This window comes from Planococcus sp. MB-3u-03, assembly GCF_002833405.1.
Classification (GTDB): domain Bacteria; phylum Bacillota; class Bacilli; order Bacillales_A; family Planococcaceae; genus Planococcus.
The window spans coordinates 2,488,592-2,505,597 of the sequence record NZ_CP025135.1 but is presented as its reverse complement, the minus strand read 5'-3'; the positions used below and the strand labels follow the sequence as shown (position 1 = coordinate 2,505,597).

Here is a 17,006-nt window from a genome sequence, read left to right as displayed (position 1 = left end):
CAGAATTTCATGGGAAACAGTCAGCTATCAATTTACGAATTTATAATTTGCTGAAAGGGGAGTTGAACGGTGGCTTATCAATTAAGAGACAATTTCAAGCTATTTTCGTTGAATTCAAATCAGGAACTGGCTCAGGAGATCGCGGATCATCTCGGCTGTGAGCTGGGCAAGAACTCCATCACCCATTTTAGCGATGGGGAAATCCAGATCCATATCGAAGAAAGCGTGCGCGGTGCGGAAGTCTATGTTGTTCAATCGACTTCGCAGCCAGGACACGAACACGTCATGGAATTATTAATCATGATCGACGCCTTGAAGCGGGCATCAGCAGACTCCATCACAGCGGTCATTCCATATTACGGATACGCGCGACAAGACCGGAAAGCGAGTTCACGTGAACCGATCACGGCGAAACTCGTGGCAAACATGCTGGTAAAAGCGGGTGTGGACCATGTCATCACGATGGATTTCCACGCACCGCAAGTACAAGGCTTCTTCAATATTCCGGTTGACCAACTGCTCGGCATTACCGAGTTATCGCAGCATTTCATCAATAAAAACCTCGAAGATGCCATTGTCGTAGCACCGGACAATGGTGGATTGACCAGAGCTCGCAGACTGGCGGATCGTCTCGATGTCCCAATCGGCTTTATCGACAAGCGCAAAATGCCAGGCGAAGCTGAGACGATGAACATCGTCGGAGACATCAAAGGCAAAAACGCCGTCATCATCGTCGACATCGTCGATACAGCGAAGACCATTTCCGATGCAGCGAACCTGCTCGTGGAAAATGGCGCGAAAGCGGTCTACGCTTGCTGTACGCATGCCGTATTGTCCGGCGATTCCGTTCAACGCATCCAAGACTCCGCTTTAACGGAACTCGTGGTCACGAACACAATCCACGTGCCGAAAGAAAAACGCATCCCGAAAATCACCATTCTCTCGATCGCGCCATTGCTTGCAGAAGCAATCGAGCACGTGCACAACGAAAAGCCAGTCAGTCCTTTGTTTGAAGGATGACAATAGAAACATGCAGCGAACCCCAAATGAGTGCCAGTAAGACGGCGCGCATTTGGGGTTCGTTTTGTTTTAGCTAGCTTTCTTTAATTTAATCAGCAATCTCTGGACTCAATATCTTCTTTATAGAAATAGAATTCATCAGCAACCACCTCTATAAAGAGTATATCGATTCTGGAAGAAAACTGTTAAAGTTAAATTATGGAATTAAAAGTGTACAGAGCTCGACCTATGCTTTATTGAGGAGGGGTGAACGATGAACACGTTGAAACAATTTCATTTAGCGATTCCACTCGTGTTGCTCGCCATGAACCTCGTACTATTTTCATTTCTGATGGAAGAGTTATTAGACGCATCGCCCCCGAATTATGGCGGCGGCATGCAATTAATGACGCCGATTTTCGGACTTATTTTATTTCTCTATATCCGGAAGACTGAGGGCCCGAAACCATCAGGTATATGGATTCTCCAGGCTTTGAACTGGCTGTTCATCATTTTTCCCATTGCCGTCATTTTTATTTTTATGCTGGCATTCATCTGACCAGAAATAAAACGAAACGCTTTTCCGTTTTTAACAGTATATATACCAACTAATTAATTTAGGGAGGAAAAGAAAGTGAAAAGATTTTTCTATTACTTCATCTGGAGCATCGCGATCATCTTTATTGTGTATGCAGGATTCCAGCTTCAACAAGTATTGGATGAGAGGGCGGCTGCAGCATTCAACCCAACACCTCTCTGGATTTATGTTGTTATTTTCCCAGTCATTATCGGCTTATTATTGCGGACGCCAAAGTTTATGCTGGAAAGAAAAGAAAGTCGGATCGGCGGCTTCGATTGGAGTAAGTTCTTGGCGGTCGGCGTGCCGGCATTCATCGTATTAGCGTTATCTATTTTGCCTTTATTGCCTATCGGAAACCTGATTTTTTCTGATGAAATCTATGTTCAAATTGACATGCTTCTTTTTAGCAGCACCACAGCACAAACAATCGCCGGTCTCGTATTCGGCTATACATTACTCGACAGCTTCAAGAGCGAGGAGCGGGGATTCCAGGAGTCGACTTCCGACCTGTTCAACGCAGTGATGAAGTTTACGCCGAAATAATCGGACACTAAATGAAAATCAGTTCAAACTTTACAAGGAGTGGCTTTCTATGAGGAAAAGCATGAAGTTCATCTCTGTAATTCTATTGATTTCCGCATTAGCAGCTTGCTTTGCCGAAGATTACGATGTCGGTGTTCCAAGAGCATATCTACATGCGAATGACAGTTTACGCAGCCAGCCCATGCCATTAACAGAAGCCAACATCAGTTGGAGTTCGTCGAGCGGAGATGTAACGGAAACGATAGACGACATCGAAGAGTTCGGTTTATCCCAGGAAGCCACTACAGTTTCTCCTAACCAGCCTGCCTATTTGGAGTTTGAAGAGAATGAAGAAAATGGCGGGGACATTTGGACCGATCCGACAATTACGGCGGCCTTATGGAAAGACGGAGAAGAAACGAAGCTTGAACTTAACGATTCGAGAGAATTTCGCTTTCCGCAAAACGAAGGGAATTATGCATTAGCAGTGGAATTTATCGACCGAGACAATGAAGCTCAATATGTAGGGAATATCGTTATCGAAGAAGCACAAGGACAGAATGTCGGACAGCTTCCAAAGTATACATATATGGAAAGGCCCTCGATTATGAAAATAAATTCCGCAGACCCAAGTGGAGTGGTATTCGATCATAACTATTCCCAAGTATGCTGGAATAATTGTCATTTTCATAACGGTTATGATATACCCGATGTTCACGCTGGAGATGTAGAAGTGGGCGACAGCATTGTAATCGATTGGGAAATGATAGAGCCAAAGCCAAGCGAAGTTATGTTGATTGAGGTAGACGGCAGCAAAGAAGAAGTAAGTGAAGAAATTGTCTCCTCTGGCGATTCTACAATAACCATTGAAGTTGTTGAACAAGACCTGGGAAACCAATATTCAATTCAATATCTATGGCGTAACGGTAAAGAACTTATCGGCCAAAGCAGCTTGAATTTTAAGCTGAAATAATGCCAGGGTAATGAAGAATTCCAGTAAGAGGAAATTTAAGTACGTTCGCAAAGTGTAGTTGCAATTTTAGGTGCGGCGATTCATGTTAATCCACCGTAATAAAAAAGCTGGGAGTACTGATTTTTTTCAATGTGATCGAAAATGTAACTGGACTGTCCAGAGCTAGCTCGAAAAACGCGTGCGAGGGGGAGTGGTTCACTATGTTCAAGTCTTATGTAAAGTTTTTAGAAAAGTATGGTTCCTTCCTCATTGCATTTTACAGTTTGATTTATCTACTCACTTCATGGGGCGATAACTGGGTACTTACTTGGCTTTTATTAGCTGCACTGATTATTTCTCCAATTCTCGGCATTTTGGACATTAAAGAATCGAAATCTCCCAAACCCTAGCTCAGAAGAGTAGCTTCTACAATTAATTACCCTGTCATGTTTAGAACGACTATCCAGAAGAGGAGTAATACCATCATGAAAATACTCAGGATCATCCTCCAGCTAGCATCAATTGGATTTGGAGCTTACGTGTTATGGAGCCAGAACTTTACGCTAATGCCATACGTCATGCTGACGCTTGGAATGTTTATGTTAGTCGCGGGATTTGAAAGAATTCAAAACGATCGAAAAGAGTTTTGGGGCTATATGTTTGTCCTGAGTTCTCTGTTTATCCTCTTTGTTTCGGCACAAGCGTTCTTAGTAAGTGCTTGAGGTTCAAGCTATATTCAAAAATTTACATATAGAAAAATAAAGTTAGAAGTTCACTGATGGGAAAGGAAGAAGCAATATGAAATTCGTAAAAGGCATGTACATAGTTTTAATTCTGTTCATGATCGTCAATTTTCTAAGCGTCTTTGTTTTGAATAATGATTATTCAGGCATCGCTTCCTGGATGAATGTATTGCTTTTTTTACTTGGCAGCGTCTTTTATATAAATGCACGTCATGTTTTCAAAAGAGAGTCTCAGTAAGGCTAACGAGAAAACTGAACGTAACTTAAGTGCAGTTAAGTTACGTTCAAAACAAGTGTTACGATCCAGTAAGTATAAAGGGAGGGCTACATTGAAAAAAATCTCAGAAAAACTGATTTATTATTTAGTGACTTTTGTTATTTTCTTTTTACTTTTAAATTTGTTGCGTGGCTTGAAAATGCATATATCCCTCTAAATACTCAAACTCAATTAATATCAGGCATTATTACTATTCCCGCCATTGTGATTCTTTCGTTTATTTTATCCAGTTTACTTTTAGAGGCTTGAAAGAATCTAAAGTAAATCTGAAAGTAACTTAATGTGAATTAAGTTACTTTCAGATACTAAAGTTGCTTAAGAAAGGATGAACCAATTGAAGTACTTGATATTAGTAATAATAATTGCTCTATTATGGGTGTTAGGACCAGTAATCGGCATTAATTCGATCGTTTTTCAAATGCCATTGCCTGGATCACTAAATTTATTCTGCCGTGGATTGCTTTATACTGGCTCATTAGACTCGTTAAAGTCCAAGAAAAATAGGGAATTTCTTAAGGAAGTGAATGTAACTTAGTAGCAATTAAGTTACATTCAGAATCTCTTTTAAAGAAGTTAGCAATACTAAAGACGAAAGTGAATTTGTTAGAAAAAGTGATACATTCAAAATGCTATATTCTAAGGCTTTAAGATTGTATTTTTGAATGAGTAATAGTTTACATATAATGGGACTATTGGGAGCAGAAAAGCAATATACTTTTCTTCTTCTTTTAATTTATAAATGATAGTTTCACAAACTCTTTCCTATTAAGAAGAGACCAGTATCATTGTTAGAGGTGAATTTTATTTGGATAGAGAAGTATATGATTCACCAGACAGATAGTGAAGTGAATTGTAAGGAGTCTTCAGTGCATTTAGAGGGGGCTAGTAAATGGTTATCCAAACTTATGGGGAAAACGGTCCTTAAAGAGTCGGATCCTCGAGAAATACCTGATTTTGCGAGGTACAAAAAGGGGTTCTCCAGTGTCGCAAACACCACAAAGTTCGTGCAGCAAAGAGGAACTGAAAATATCAAACCATATGTGATTGAAAATATGAGCTTTCCAATTCGTTGAAAGAAGAGATGTATGAAGACATACAGGTGTTCACCTTAAACGACCAGAATTCCCGGGAACAGAAAGTGGTGCTGTATTTGCACGGCGGAGCGTGGACGAACCAGCTTTTGTCTTTCCATTGGAAGCTCATGGATAAGATTGCACAGTCAGTAAATGCAAAGATCATCGCGCCTATTTATCCAAAAGTGCCCCATTTTAATTACAAGCATACATATCCGAAACTGTTGAGCCTGTACAAAGAGATGCTTCGGACAGTTGAGAGTCCTGGGCAACTGACTATCATGGGGATTCAGCCGGGGAATATCGCGCTTGGGCTGGCCCAACTGTTAAAAATAGATGATTTGCCTCAACCGAAGGATATCATTTTGTTATCCCAGCCGTCGATCTAACCCTTGATAATCCCTTATCCCGAAATACGAAAAAGGATCCGATGTTATCGGCCGGGGAATGAACGTAATCACTAATATTTGGTCTGATGATAAAAGCTTAGAGGATCCCTTGATTAGCCCGATTTATGGAGATTTAACTGGACTCGGCAAGATTACTCAATTTGTCGGAACACATGAACTCATATATCAGACGCAGTTAAATTGGACGAAAATTAACGAAGCAAGGAATTGGAATCCAAACTTTTGTATATCCCAAGATGAATCATGTGTTTGTTGTTATGCCGGTTCCTGAAGCTGAAGATGCCCAACATAAAATAATCAATATCATTCGTAATTAGGAACCCGTATTGCCGCTTCTAGGATCGAATGGATTCCCTTTGCCAGTTTTTAAGCAGGAAAACAAATAGGTTTTAAAATTAGTTTATATTTCATCCGTTCATGAAAGTAGCTAACCCTGAATTTAAATAAAAAGACCTATATAATATAGGGTCTCTCTAAAGCTGTTATTAAGCTTTTGTGACGTTTGTAGCTTGTAGGCCACGTTGTCCTTCTTCGATATCAAATGTTACAGTTTGACCTTCGTCTAAAGATTTGAAACCGTCGCTTTGGATAGCTGAGAAATGTACGAATACGTCATCTCCTGCTTCACGCTCGATAAAACCAAAACCTTTTCTGCATTAAACCATTTCACTGTACCTTGTTCCATAATTGTTGCCTCCTGGTGTGGATCTCCACACAATGTGTTACTATCCTTGCTCAAATACCTTAGACGAAAACAAAATGTATTCTCAATCTGAACCGAACAAAAATAACTCTTACTAAAGGTAACATGGATGTGATGAAAAAGATAGCAAAAGGATTCAATCTTATTTTTAGGGATGATATTAATACATGCCTTGTCATTGAAACTGTCTACTTACTTGAGTTGGAAGATGTAGATATGGAAGATTTGTACCATCCCTAAGTAAAATCAAATCATCCCATAGTCCAGCCACCCGACAAAATCCCAGACACATACCTATCACAAATTTACAGAAATATCAGACTTTTAGGTGTGTCTCATTGATAAAATACCCTAAAATATTATAATCCTTTTAAATAAACGCTTTCGTTTCAGGTGGTGTATAGCCGATGCCATCCAGAGATTTTGATTACTGGGAAAGGAGATCAAGGGAATTTTTAAGTCATCCGTCAATATAAAATTCTGCTTTTATTAAAAGGAGAATGAGAGAAATGACAAAGATGGAGTTACCGCGGGGAAGAGTTATATTCGGCTCGAACAGATCAGCCAAGAAGATATCGACAATTTGATTTCAAGAGTCAATAGCTGTACGTGGCGGCAAACCTTCCATATCCAACCGGTTTCTGGGCTTCTCAATGATCCGAACGGCTTTTGTTTTTACAATGGGGAATATCATTTGTATTATCAATGGCATCCGCTTGGTCCTTTCCATGGATTGAAGTATTGGTACCACACCAAATCGACAGACCTTGTAAATTGGCAGAATGTCGGAATAGCGATCAAAGCCGGACGAGTATTTTGACAGCCATGGGGCGTATTCGGGAAGTGCTGTTGAGCATGACGGGAAATTGTATTTGCTATACACCGGCAATACGCGGGATGAGAATCTCGTGAGACATCCTTACCTGTGCATCGCGCTCATGGATGATGAAGGAAATATCATCAAATCGAAAAATCCGTTCTTGATAAAGTGCCGGATGGATATACCGAGCATTTCCGCGATCCGAAGTTATGGAAAGTGGAAGACCGTTATTATGCGGTCATCGGCGCGCAACGAACCGATGAAACAGGGGCTGTCTGTTTACTGAGTTCGAATGATTTGCTGGAATGGAAGTTTGAAGGAGAGCTGGCCACCAACTTGGATAACTTCGGGTTTATGTGGGAGTGCCCGGATTATTTCGAAATGGGAGATAAAGGGATCCTAATCTTCTCTCCGCAAGGACTCGAGCCGGAGGGAGATCTATATCAAAACATTTACCAGGCTGGTTATGTGCTGGGTGAGAAAATCGATTTGGAACGACGAAAATTGACTCACGGAGGTTTTATCGAACTGGACCGCGGGTTTGATTTTTATGCCCCGCACACGATGAAGGATCCGAGCGGCAGGCGGCTAATGGTGGCCTGGATGGGATTGCCTGAAATTGAGTATCCTACCGATATAAGTGGATGGGCCAACTGCTTGACCATCCTTCGGGAATTATCGCTTCGGGACGGGAAAATCATCCAGACGCCGATGCCGGAACTTCAATCACTCCGCAAAACTAAAACCCAGGCACAAGGTGAACTTTCGGATGAAACGAAAGTGGTTGAAGGATTCACAGGGGTCACGTACGAGCTTATCTGTGAATTTGAACGAGGGGACGCCTTGGAATATGGCATCGAATTCCGTGCGGGCAATGAAGAAAAAACGGTGATCAAATTTGATGCCGTCCAGGGGAAAGTAATCATGGACCGCGCGTTATCCGGCAAAGTGATTGGCAGCAAGCATGGAACCGAACGCAAATGCAAGATCGCCGGAGACGTGTACAAGTTTCAGTTGTTTGTCGATTCGTCATCCGTGGAGATTTTTGTGAACGACGGGGAAGAAGTGTTTAGCGCAAGGATCTTCCCGGATATTAGAAGCCAGGAAATCCGGTTTTTTGCGACAGGCGGCCGAGCTGCGTTCAAAGCGGTGAAGTGGGACTATTGATGAATGAAAGTCCAAAGAGGGAGAGGTGCCGAATGGGAAACTTGTTCTCGATTGGCGAAATACTGATCGATTTTATTCCCCATCAAAAAGGCATCGGCTTAAAAGATGTGGATTCTTTTACACGAGTGCCTGGCGGTGCGCCTGCTAATGTGGCAGCGGCGGTTGCAAAGTTTGGCGGCACAGCTTCATTGATCACCAAAGTCGGACAAGATGCCTTTGGTGATTTTCTGTTGGAACGGCTTGCCGAGGTGGGAGTGAAAATCGATAAGATTCCACGGACTAAAGAGGCAAACACCGGGCTTGCTTTCGTCTCATTGCGCGCAGACGGGGAACGGGACTTTTCGTTTTACCGGAATCCTTCCGCCGATTTGCTTCTTCAAGCTTCAGAAGTGAAGGACGGCTGGTTTGGGCAAGGCGATGTGCTGCATTTCGGTTCGGTCGATTTAGTCGACAGCCCGATGAAAAAAGCCCACGTAAAAGCGATCGGGGCAGCCAAGAGGCACGGCGCCATCATCAGTTTTGACCCCAATGTGCGTTTGCCGCTTTGGGACAATCCAAAGCAATGCCGCGAGACCATCCAAGAATTCATTCCGAAGGCGCATATCGTCAAAGTTTCCGACGACGAACTGGAATTCATCACCGGCATAGCGGACGAGTCCGTAGCCATAGCCTCTTTGTTCACTGGAGACGTATTGGCAGTGGTGTTAACGAAAGGCGCGAAAGGTGCAGATTTGTACGTACAGAATGAAAAATATTCATCTCCGGGATATTCGGTGATAGTCGAAGATACAACTGGGGCAGGAGACGCGTTCACAGGCGCTTTCTTGTACCAATTGCTGAAGTTGGATGCAGGACAAGGCAATCTGGAAGCCATACTAAAAGAGCATCATCAAGAACTGCTGGCTTTCTCGAATGCCAGCGGGGCACTGGTCACGACTGGAAAAGGGGCTATTTCTGCGCTACCCACGAAAGATGAGGTTTTGGAGTTGATGAAATAAACTATTGTGGGAAGGCTGGTTTATTGACCCAAGGCTAAATACTTCATTGCCAGAGAAGCAACCAACTTACAACGCAGGCTCTTTTAACGATCTTCTATGATTTTACAACAAGCACTTTAAACGTGGTTCATGTTTTAACTTTTCAGCTAGACGGGTAAACACTAGTAAGACAATACCTTGGAGGCTGATTAGTATGAAACCGACAAACCGTACGTTTGAAGTGGCTTATACTGAACAGGAACTTGAGGCAAAGGTAGAAGCAATGAAATCTCACGGGCATACAAAAAATAATATTCATGTTTTAGCGGAAAATGCGGATATTCTAAATGCCATTGAAACCCAAGAAGAAGTGCAGACGCATGAAACAGAAACTGTTACAGACAAATTTAAGTCTATGTTTACCGGGAAAGACGCGGTACGAGAAGAATTGACCAAACTAAACTTAACCCAAACGGAAATCGAAGAATTTCATGACATTCTTGAAAATGAAGGAATTGTGCTATATACAGAGCATCAACATGGTGGTCAATAGTTTCTGATTACCATGGGAATCAGCATCGCTTTCACACTTTCGAACTGTTACACAATGCTTCATGAAGAAAATTTGATGAGGCAAAGTAAGAGAGGAACTTGTCCCACCTGATTCTGTTGGAGATAACAAAGAGGGAATCTAAAAGACCCACATCACCATGTGTTCATTCACACACGGCGATGTGGGTTTTCTTATCTCATTCTTTCAAAAAATCCTTATCCATATAGCGCGGGTTCGGGTAATCGTAGAATCCCTTACCGTTCTGGATGCCCATGCGGCCTTTGTCGAGGAATTCCGTCTTCAGATATTCTGCGACTTTGGCGGCTTCTCCGTCGCCGGCGTTCGCTTTGGCGACCGACAGGTGATACGGCGTGTTGATGCCGATGACATCCAAAATTGCGAAAGGTCCTCTCGGCGCGCCGGTTGCGATCATCCAGGTCTTGTCGACGGTATGCGGATCGGCGATGCCATTGACGACCAAATACTGCGCAGAGTTCAAAAACGGCACAAGCAAAGTATTCAAAATATAACCAGGCTGTTCTTTCTGTAGCGGCAGCGCGACCATGCCAATCGCTTTAGCGAATTCGACAACATCGTTAAAGACCGACTCGTCGGTTCCGCCATGGCCCATGATTTCTGCGGTATTGCTGCGCCAGATATCGTTAGCGAAATGAAGCGCCAAAAACTTCTCAGGCCGTCCTGTATATTCCGCAAAGGTGCTCGGCAGCATCGTCGAGGTATTGGTCGCAAAGACGGTCTGTTCCGGTGCGACTTTTGCCAAGTCCGTGTAAAATTCCTTTTTGATATCGAGCACTTCAGGCACCGCTTCAATCAGCAAATCAGCGTTTTTCACGGCTTCCCCTAAATCCGTGTGGAAAGACAGGCGATGATAAGCTGCGTCCAATTCTTCATCTGTCGCTTTTAAGTCTTTCTTGAAATGCCCTTTGAGCACTTCGAATCGTTCTTTCGCGCGAGTCAAGGCTTCGTCGGTGATATCGTATACCGCGACCTCGAATCCATGATACGCAGACTGAAAAGCGATTTGGCTGCCCAGCACACCGCTTCCTGCGACCGTTACATACTTGAAATCCATTCCATCCCACTCCCTTTGAATAGATGATGCAAGTCTTGGTGTATTGGCAAAAAATGATGTTTCTGCCAACGATCTCTAATTCTCATAGTAGGGGAAGCGGGAAGATTTCGCCATTCTTTAATTAAGAAACAAGCTTCAACCCGACGGCAGACCCGAGCACCATCGCGATAAACAGGATGCGCCGCCAGTCTTTTGATTCGTTATAGAACAGCATGCCGATGATTGCGCCGCCCGATGCCCCGATGCCGGTCCAGATCGCGTACGCCGTTCCCATCGGCAGTGATTCCATCGCAACGGACAAAAATAAGAAGCTCGCGACAAAGCCGCCGATGAGCATCGCGAGTGACTGCCATTTGCGGTCGTGATGCCATTTATTGATCATGGCGACGCCGACCATTTCAAATATCCCTGCAAATATCAACGAAATCCAAGCCATCATGCTTCACTCCTTTCAGGTGCTGAATCCGGTGTCACGAGTTTCAAGCCGATGACGCCGAGCAGTAAAATCCCGACCAATACCAGTTTCGCGGCACTGACAGGTTCGTTGAAGAAAACGATTTCGGACAAGACCGTTCCGGCCGTCCCAAGCCCGACGAACACTGCATACACCGTACCGACCGGCAATTTGTTTCCGGCATCGATCAGCAAAGTGAAGCTGACACCGATCGCAACGACGGTAATTAGCCAATCGCCGAGCGAATCCGCATGTTTTAATCCCACAACCCACGCCACTTCAAACAATGCCGCGATCAATACTTTTCCCCATTGAAGATTCATTGGAATTCCTCCTAATAATAAATAAAGTAAAAAACTAATAAGTAGATCAACTAATGAATTCGCTGCAGGTGGACGCTTTCCGCGGGCATGGCTTGAGCCTCCTCGGTCGCTTCGCTCCCTGTGGGTCTCAAGACTCATGCTATTCCCGCAGGAGTCGCCACCTTCCGCTTTTCATCCAGGTTAATAAAATTCATAAAACGAAGGTAACACGAATCCAAGTATGTTATTCGAGGTAGTTTTCAACATATTTGCTGTTGCTGGATTTTTAAAAGTGCTGTCGTTTCGGTAACGAACCGATATCTTCCAGACACTGGAAATGGTACAATGAATGTCTCCAATTCCGTGGAATAAAGCTTGTCACTTTACAATTCCGATACAATCAGTCCAGGAATAAGCGAAAAAAAGCCTTGCTTAAGGTCAACAGAGGAGGGATTGCATGGAAGTCTTTGGACTCATGGGCTTTATTTTCGGCCTGTCTGGTTTCACTTTCGCGATTATTGCCTTTACCACTGCGCTTACGAGCAACAATCGTGTCAAAGAACTTGAAAAAAGAATGAACGAGTTAGAGAAACCATCATGAACCGTGCCTCAGGGCGCTGGATTTTCTGAAGCTCGGACCATTAACGAGAACTTCCTGTATGCAGGGGTTCTTTTTTAGTTTGTCCCGTTATTCCGTGCTTCACAACACTCGCAAAAGCATCGGCTTACAAAATAAAAAGCCCAGGAGAACTGTAAAAACAGTTTCTCCCAGGCTTTTGTCCCTCCGTGTCACAGCATGAGCTGTGTGTTTTCTCTCGGACCAGGCCAGCTGTGCTGCGGAACCCTAGAAAACTTTTTTTGTCATTCAATTACCTTAGTTATATAAGAAACGGAACTGAACTTCAAGCGATAAGGGTCAGGCGGCTAGGGGCGTCTTTTGTCCATGACGTCCGCCACTTCGTGCGCAGCCGGATGGTCTTCTTGCCGCAGCCCGTCAATGACGTTCTGGTAATCTTTCGCCGTGCGGTTTTGGCTCAATTTGTAAGCTGCCTGGATTTCGGTGATCTTCAGCTTGAAACCGACAATGCCTTTGATTTCCTGCTCCAGCATTTCTTTTGGCAAGGTATCCCACAGCACTGGCTCGTCACGATGCTGTTCGTATGTTTCCAATAACGTCACCAAATCCTCACGCAGTTCGTCTTCCGACAACAACCGTCCCGTCCCATACACATGCGCCGATTGATAGTTCCAGGTCGGCACATTTTTCTGCTCGTACCAGGAAGATGAAACATAAGCATGAGGACCTTGGAACGTCACGAGAACCTCATTGGCCTCTTCAATCGTGCGCCATTGCGGATTGCCATAAGCGAAATGGCCGGTCAGGTAATAATCCTCGCCTTCCTTTTTGAACTGCAAGGGGAGATGAGTCGCAATCGGCCGGTCTTTTCGCGTCGTGATCAAGGTGCCGAACGCATTGGCCTGGATAAACTCACGAATCTCTTCCGGATCATTCACTTTATAGTATTTTGGGATATACATGACGCACCGCCTTATCTAAATAATATTATCATTTGTGTGGAAAAGATAAGAATAGAACACTTCTACTTAAATGAATATAAGATGTGGAGTGAAACTGCGAAGACGCCTGCGGGAAAGCGAGGCAGATGAGACCCTGCACTGAGCGCAGCGAGGGAAGCAGCTCAGCGCTCGCCCGCGGCAAGCGAAGCAGTTTTACGTAACTTCCTCTATAAACGTCAATGGTTCGCCTCTTTATAGTGTCTTCGTCAAAATCAAATCCGTCTGCTCGTCGTCGCCCATGAAAAACGAATGGCTGCCGGTTTCGACAAAGCCTTTTTTCTCGTAGAAGGCGCGGGCGTTATTGTTATGCTCCCAGACGCCGAGCCAGATTTTGTTCTTGCCGAGTCGTTCCGCCATCTCGAACGCCTGGTTCATTAACACTTTCCCCGCGCCGTTTTTCTGGAATTTCTTCTTGATGTAGATGCGTTCGACTTCGAGCGCTTCGCTGCCCATCGGCTCGGTTTGCGCTTCGTCTGTATTGATTTTTAAGTAGCCGGCCACTTCATTATCGACCATCGCGAAATAGAAATGGGAAGAGGGGGTGGCGAGTTCTCTCTCGAGCTTCGGCTTGTTATAGGCCGCTTCAAGATAGGCGTTCATGTTTTCTTCGCTATTGTGTTCGTCGAAGGTTTCTTTATAAGTGAGAATACTGATGTCTTGCAGTTCTTGAAGATCGTTTGTTGTGCATTTACGTAGGCTTGCCATGAAGATTCGCTCCTTTAATGATTAGTAATCACGCTTATGGCCTTTTTTAACCGATTCGAAATCGACTTCGATGTTCTGGCGGATGCGGCGCAAATAGCGCTCGGCCTCCAACGCTTCCTGTTCGGTAAAGCCCTCGAGTGCCACCGCATTGGAATGCTCATTTTCCCGGATGATGAAGGGGTAGGCCTGGCGAGCTTTTTCGGTCGGGTAGATCTTTTTGATTTTCTTATTGTCCGGGTCACTCTGTTTTTCAATAAATCCGTTGCTCTCCAGTTTCTGGATCGCCCGTGTCGCAGTGGAGCGGTCGACTTTGATGAGGTCGAGCAATTGCTCCTGGATGATGCCGGGATTTTCACAGATGCGGACGAGGTAGAGGTATTGCCCTTTCGTCAGCTCCAGCTCTTTGAATTCGATATTGCTGATGGAATCAAGGGCACGGGCAATCATGCCGATTTCACGCAGAATTTCTGCCATAGAATAACTCCTTTATTATGTTGCATTTGCAACAATAATGAATTATATTGAGTGTACAAGAACCATTCGGCCAATGCAAGAAGGAGGAGCGAAAAAAATGAAATATTTCTTTTACGTCGCAGGCTTACTGTTATTGTCACTCGGAATAGCGCTGACCATTTTGTCAGACCTCGGCACGTCACCATTCGACGCTTTATTGGTCGGCCTCAGCTTTAACATCGGGTTGACGGTCGGGAGTTGGGAAATCATCATCGCCGCCATCATGATCGTCGGCAACGCCATGCTCGGCCGGCAAAAACCGGAACTCCTTGGCATCATGACCGCCGTCATTGTCGGAATTGGCATTGATTTCTGGCTTCATACATTGAGCACAGCGATTACGCCTGTTGGTGTCACCAGCCAGATTCTCTACTTTACAGCGGGTCTCTTCGCAGTAGGGGTGGGCACAGCAATCTATCTCCACACGAATTTCGCGCCGATTCCAGTGGACCGCCTGACGCTTCTCGTAAAAGAACTCGCGAGAACCAATTTGTTTTTCTCCAGAACCGCCATTTATTTGATGTTCCTGGTCTTGGCAATTGTTTTTGGGGGACCAATCGGTATTGGGACAGTGCTGACCGTATGTTTCGGCGGGCTTATCTTGAATGCGATTATGCCTGTGACGGCGAAGACTTTGGATCGTATGCTGCTGCCGAAAGGGTCACTCATACCATAATGTTGAACTTAACGAATGAATGAAAAATGGATAGCAAGAGATCGAAGAGAAGAATCTGAAAATTCTTCTCTTTGTTTGATTTATTGTTGGGTTTTTTTGCTATATTAAAAAGACCAAAAGGAATAGCAATCTAGAAGAGGGTTTAAGGTTTTGCGAGATATGTAGTGAGGAGGTTTCTATGAATTATATAAAAGACATGCGCCAGCTGATCGGTTCGAATCTATTGATGACGGTCGGCTGTGGAATCATCATTGAACAAGATGGCCGGATTTTGCTTCAGCATAGAAAAGATCGAGACGTTTGGGGCATTCCCGGCGGGGTCATGGAGCCTGGCGAAACATTTCTTGAGACGGCCATCCGGGAAACGTATGAAGAAACCGGCCTGCAAGCAGAGAACTTGCAGCTATTCGGTCTTTATTCAGGGGAAGAAGGCTATGCTGAATACCAAAACGGCGACCAGGTCTATAGCGCGCAAATTATTTTCCATACTCAAGAGTTTTCAGGAGAGCTGATTCAAGAAGGGGAAGAAAGCCACGAGCATCGCTTTTTTAAACCGGATGAACTACCGAAAATCAATTCGCATCAGAAGCGTTTTATAGTGGATTGGGTAAATAAGGGGAGCTTGCCCATTTTGAAATAATCCTTCACCTATAAGGAGTAAAGCTGATGAGAGAATACTTAAAAGAAAATAAGGCCTACCATTTATCATTCCTCATCGGTGCCATTATTGCGTTGGTGATAGCGGGAGTTTATGCCGACGGAGCAGGATACAGCTTAGTTCCCTGGGTGCTCGGTGCCTTTTTTGTCGGTGAAATTGTGCGGTACATTGCTTGGCGGATTGAGCAAAGAGAAGATTAGAAAATATATATGGCAAGAAAAAACGACGCAGCTTTTTAAATAAGCCGCGTCTTTTTTTCGAGATGCAAATCAAATAGATATCTCTACTTCTTCAAACAAGGTAATGCCAAAATAGCTGTATTTGATGTGGACGGTCTGAATGACTTCGTCGTGCATGACCGTAAGCCCGTAAGTCTCATCATCTTCAGAAGCGGTGCCGTTGTTCTGTTTTTCTAAAGTGGCGGTAGGAGACGTGCCTGTTTTGATTGTGGCCTCATCGATCTCGGTGAAGCGGTAAGGCTGTGACTCTTCAGATTCAAAATCATCTGTCATGATGAAACCTTGCATTGGATTGCTCATCTGTATTTTGCTTTTCATCGGCTCTTCAAAATTATTGACTGCCACTTCCGTCAATTGGATATCTCCCCATCCCTTATTACCAAATCCGACAATGACAAAATGCTGGTTTTGGTCCGAGGCCACTGTAGTCGTCTCAAGTGGAGGCTTGCTCTTCAAAAACATAAGCGTCCCGCCGACTAAAGCCACAAACACCATCAAGCTTAACACCACAATCAAAATCTTCTTATTCAACTTCCCCAATCCCTTCCGCTAAACGGCCGTCTCAACCGAAAAACATTTGATACAAACCATAAGCAATCACCAAGATCACCAACAGCAAAATGACCCCGCCGATTTCCTTCAAGCCCATCCCTCTCGTATCGGGCATGCCGCTTTGTGCGCGGTTGGTCGAGTCGTTGACATTGCTGCCTGCATGTTCTTTTTGGTCTTTCAATTGCAGGCGGTCGCGTTGGTCTTCTGGTTTGTTGTTTTTAGACATATTGATTCCTCCTTAACTCTAAATTTTTTGCCAAGTCCAGTGTAAATGCGTGTTACTTAATGATTTTCCCAAAAAAAGGCGCATGAAACGGTTCACTCTCTATCTTTTAACACAATGCTTCAAAACGGTTTCATTTAACTATACTGCATTGGTTCCAAAATGTTCCATAATTCAGTTATTTCTTTTAGGTGAAATTGCTCATGATTAACTATATTCTGCCTTGATTATATATGA

At 44.1% G+C, this 17,006-nt stretch carries 20 protein-coding genes, 2 pseudogenes and 1 riboswitch; of the genes and pseudogenes, 13 read left to right on the top strand and 9 right to left on the bottom strand.

The features are described from left to right. The first annotated feature begins 69 nt into the window (after positions 1 to 69). The 6 genes from CW734_RS13875 (at position 70) to CW734_RS19165 (ending at position 5,535) form a co-directional block, all read left to right on the top strand. Complete coding sequence (locus CW734_RS13875; protein ID WP_101191155.1) at positions 70 to 1,020, top strand: ribose-phosphate diphosphokinase; 951 nt, start codon at positions 70 to 72, stop codon at positions 1,018 to 1,020. Positions 1,021 to 1,273: 253 nt separating this feature from the next. Then, positions 1,274 to 1,558 carry a hypothetical protein gene (locus CW734_RS13870; protein ID WP_101191153.1) on the top strand — a complete coding sequence of 95 codons (285 nt, stop codon included), beginning with the start codon at positions 1,274 to 1,276 and terminating at the stop codon, positions 1,556 to 1,558. Positions 1,559 to 1,633: 75 nt separating this feature from the next. Next, complete coding sequence (locus CW734_RS13865) at positions 1,634 to 2,122, top strand: hypothetical protein (RefSeq protein ID WP_101191150.1); 489 nt, start codon at positions 1,634 to 1,636, stop codon at positions 2,120 to 2,122. A gap of 49 nt (positions 2,123 to 2,171) precedes the next feature. After that, positions 2,172 to 3,074 (top strand): hypothetical protein, encoded by a 903-nt coding sequence (locus tag CW734_RS18510; RefSeq protein WP_180956285.1) that lies wholly within the window; start codon positions 2,172 to 2,174, stop codon positions 3,072 to 3,074. Positions 3,075 to 3,538: 464 nt separating this feature from the next. After that, entirely contained in the window at positions 3,539 to 3,775 is a 237-nt protein-coding gene (locus CW734_RS13850) for a DUF3953 domain-containing protein (RefSeq protein WP_101191137.1), read from the top strand. Between the two features lie 1,367 nt (positions 3,776 to 5,142). Further along, complete coding sequence (locus CW734_RS19165; protein WP_232787070.1) at positions 5,143 to 5,535, top strand: alpha/beta hydrolase fold domain-containing protein; 393 nt, start codon at positions 5,143 to 5,145, stop codon at positions 5,533 to 5,535. Between the two features lie 506 nt (positions 5,536 to 6,041). Here CW734_RS19165 and CW734_RS13835 read toward each other — a convergent pair. Further along, a pseudogene (locus CW734_RS13835) lies at positions 6,042 to 6,241 on the bottom strand (cold-shock protein). Between the two features lie 562 nt (positions 6,242 to 6,803). Between CW734_RS13835 and CW734_RS13830 the strand changes: the two are divergent. The 3 genes and pseudogenes from CW734_RS13830 (at position 6,804) to CW734_RS13820 (ending at position 9,776) form a co-directional block, all read left to right on the top strand. Beyond that, a pseudogene (locus CW734_RS13830) lies at positions 6,804 to 8,246 on the top strand (glycoside hydrolase family 32 protein). A gap of 32 nt (positions 8,247 to 8,278) precedes the next feature. Further along, on the top strand, positions 8,279 to 9,244 hold the full coding sequence (locus CW734_RS13825; protein ID WP_101191133.1) for a carbohydrate kinase family protein: 966 nt from the start codon (positions 8,279 to 8,281) through the stop codon (positions 9,242 to 9,244). Positions 9,245 to 9,437: 193 nt separating this feature from the next. Beyond that, a complete protein-coding gene (locus tag CW734_RS13820; RefSeq protein WP_101191131.1) occupies positions 9,438 to 9,776 on the top strand; it encodes a YflT domain-containing protein in 339 nt (112 codons plus the stop codon). Between the two features lie 196 nt (positions 9,777 to 9,972). Here the strand turns inward: CW734_RS13820 and CW734_RS13815 are convergent, their stop codons facing one another. From CW734_RS13815 to CW734_RS13805, 3 genes are all read right to left on the bottom strand, one after another. Continuing rightward, positions 9,973 to 10,869 (bottom strand): 3-hydroxyacyl-CoA dehydrogenase, encoded by an 897-nt coding sequence (locus CW734_RS13815; protein ID WP_101191129.1) that lies wholly within the window; start codon positions 10,867 to 10,869, stop codon positions 9,973 to 9,975. 121 nt (positions 10,870 to 10,990) lie between these two features. Beyond that, a complete protein-coding gene (locus CW734_RS13810; protein WP_101191127.1) occupies positions 10,991 to 11,305 on the bottom strand; it encodes a DMT family transporter in 315 nt (104 codons plus the stop codon). Then, the gene (locus CW734_RS13805; protein WP_101191125.1) at positions 11,305 to 11,646 is read right to left on the bottom strand and encodes a DMT family transporter; all 342 of its coding nucleotides are present in this window, start codon (positions 11,644 to 11,646) and stop codon (positions 11,305 to 11,307) included. Before CW734_RS13805 ends, CW734_RS13810 begins: the two co-directional genes overlap by 1 nt. A 436-nt stretch (positions 11,647 to 12,082) precedes the next feature. Here CW734_RS13805 and CW734_RS18505 point away from each other — a divergent pair, with 436 nt between their 5' ends. Continuing rightward, the gene (locus CW734_RS18505; protein WP_180956283.1) at positions 12,083 to 12,226 is read left to right on the top strand and encodes a hypothetical protein; all 144 of its coding nucleotides are present in this window, start codon (positions 12,083 to 12,085) and stop codon (positions 12,224 to 12,226) included. A 162-nt stretch (positions 12,227 to 12,388) separates the two neighbouring features. Next, positions 12,389 to 12,484: riboswitch (guanidine-I (ykkC/yxkD leader) on the bottom strand. Positions 12,485 to 12,549: 65 nt separating this feature from the next. On the opposite strand, the gene CW734_RS13800 is transcribed toward CW734_RS18505, so the two are convergent. From CW734_RS13800 to CW734_RS13790, 3 genes are all read right to left on the bottom strand, one after another. After that, positions 12,550 to 13,164, bottom strand: a complete 615-nt coding sequence (locus CW734_RS13800; protein ID WP_101191123.1) for an FMN-binding negative transcriptional regulator — start codon at positions 13,162 to 13,164, stop codon at positions 12,550 to 12,552. A 231-nt stretch (positions 13,165 to 13,395) separates the two neighbouring features. Then, a complete protein-coding gene (locus CW734_RS13795; protein WP_101191122.1) occupies positions 13,396 to 13,908 on the bottom strand; it encodes a spermidine/spermine N(1)-acetyltransferase in 513 nt (170 codons plus the stop codon). A 21-nt stretch (positions 13,909 to 13,929) separates the two neighbouring features. Beyond that, positions 13,930 to 14,382, bottom strand: a complete 453-nt coding sequence (locus tag CW734_RS13790; RefSeq protein WP_101191120.1) for a MarR family winged helix-turn-helix transcriptional regulator — start codon at positions 14,380 to 14,382, stop codon at positions 13,930 to 13,932. A 97-nt stretch (positions 14,383 to 14,479) separates the two neighbouring features. Here CW734_RS13790 and CW734_RS13785 point away from each other — a divergent pair, with 97 nt between their 5' ends. The 3 genes from CW734_RS13785 to CW734_RS13775 all read left to right on the top strand — a co-directional run bounded on the left by CW734_RS13785 (position 14,480) and on the right by CW734_RS13775 (position 15,955). Then, positions 14,480 to 15,097, top strand: coding sequence for a YczE/YyaS/YitT family protein (locus CW734_RS13785; RefSeq protein ID WP_101191118.1), 618 nt, complete (start codon positions 14,480 to 14,482; stop codon positions 15,095 to 15,097). A 178-nt stretch (positions 15,098 to 15,275) separates the two neighbouring features. After that, positions 15,276 to 15,737, top strand: a complete 462-nt coding sequence (locus CW734_RS13780; RefSeq protein WP_101191116.1) for an NUDIX hydrolase — start codon at positions 15,276 to 15,278, stop codon at positions 15,735 to 15,737. Positions 15,738 to 15,763: 26 nt separating this feature from the next. After that, positions 15,764 to 15,955: a hypothetical protein gene (locus tag CW734_RS13775; RefSeq protein WP_101191114.1), complete on the top strand. Its 192-nt coding sequence runs from the start codon at positions 15,764 to 15,766 to the stop codon at positions 15,953 to 15,955. Positions 15,956 to 16,024: 69 nt separating this feature from the next. Here the strand turns inward: CW734_RS13775 and CW734_RS13770 are convergent, their stop codons facing one another. Both CW734_RS13770 and CW734_RS13765 read right to left on the bottom strand, forming a co-directional pair. Beyond that, complete coding sequence (locus CW734_RS13770; protein WP_101191112.1) at positions 16,025 to 16,525, bottom strand: hypothetical protein; 501 nt, start codon at positions 16,523 to 16,525, stop codon at positions 16,025 to 16,027. 31 nt (positions 16,526 to 16,556) lie between these two features. Beyond that, positions 16,557 to 16,772 (bottom strand): DUF6366 family protein, encoded by a 216-nt coding sequence (locus CW734_RS13765; RefSeq protein ID WP_101191111.1) that lies wholly within the window; start codon positions 16,770 to 16,772, stop codon positions 16,557 to 16,559. Positions 16,773 to 17,006: the final 234 nt, after the last annotated feature.

Excerpts from the sequence above, each read along its gene's own strand:
- CW734_RS13850 (WP_101191137.1), top strand. The coding sequence starts at position 3,539 with ATGAAAATACTCAGGATCATCCTCCAGCTAGCATCAATTGGATTTGGA.
- CW734_RS13820 (WP_101191131.1), top strand. The coding sequence starts at position 9,438 with ATGAAACCGACAAACCGTACGTTTGAAGTGGCTTATACTGAACAGGAA.
- CW734_RS13775 (WP_101191114.1), top strand. The coding sequence starts at position 15,764 with ATGAGAGAATACTTAAAAGAAAATAAGGCCTACCATTTATCATTCCTC.
- CW734_RS13785 (WP_101191118.1), top strand. The coding sequence starts at position 14,480 with ATGAAATATTTCTTTTACGTCGCAGGCTTACTGTTATTGTCACTCGGA.
- CW734_RS13790 (WP_101191120.1), bottom strand. The coding sequence starts at position 14,382 with ATGGCAGAAATTCTGCGTGAAATCGGCATGATTGCCCGTGCCCTTGAT.
- CW734_RS13765 (WP_101191111.1), bottom strand. The coding sequence starts at position 16,772 with ATGTCTAAAAACAACAAACCAGAAGACCAACGCGACCGCCTGCAATTG.
- CW734_RS13780 (WP_101191116.1), top strand. The coding sequence starts at position 15,276 with ATGAATTATATAAAAGACATGCGCCAGCTGATCGGTTCGAATCTATTG.
- CW734_RS13795 (WP_101191122.1), bottom strand. The coding sequence starts at position 13,908 with ATGGCAAGCCTACGTAAATGCACAACAAACGATCTTCAAGAACTGCAA.
- CW734_RS18505 (WP_180956283.1), top strand. The coding sequence starts at position 12,083 with ATGGAAGTCTTTGGACTCATGGGCTTTATTTTCGGCCTGTCTGGTTTC.
- CW734_RS13800 (WP_101191123.1), bottom strand. The coding sequence starts at position 13,164 with ATGTATATCCCAAAATACTATAAAGTGAATGATCCGGAAGAGATTCGT.
- CW734_RS13815 (WP_101191129.1), bottom strand. The coding sequence starts at position 10,869 with ATGGATTTCAAGTATGTAACGGTCGCAGGAAGCGGTGTGCTGGGCAGC.
- CW734_RS13805 (WP_101191125.1), bottom strand. The coding sequence starts at position 11,646 with ATGAATCTTCAATGGGGAAAAGTATTGATCGCGGCATTGTTTGAAGTG.
- CW734_RS13810 (WP_101191127.1), bottom strand. The coding sequence starts at position 11,305 with ATGGCTTGGATTTCGTTGATATTTGCAGGGATATTTGAAATGGTCGGC.
- CW734_RS13825 (WP_101191133.1), top strand. The coding sequence starts at position 8,279 with ATGGGAAACTTGTTCTCGATTGGCGAAATACTGATCGATTTTATTCCC.
- CW734_RS13870 (WP_101191153.1), top strand. The coding sequence starts at position 1,274 with ATGAACACGTTGAAACAATTTCATTTAGCGATTCCACTCGTGTTGCTC.
- CW734_RS18510 (WP_180956285.1), top strand. The coding sequence starts at position 2,172 with ATGAGGAAAAGCATGAAGTTCATCTCTGTAATTCTATTGATTTCCGCA.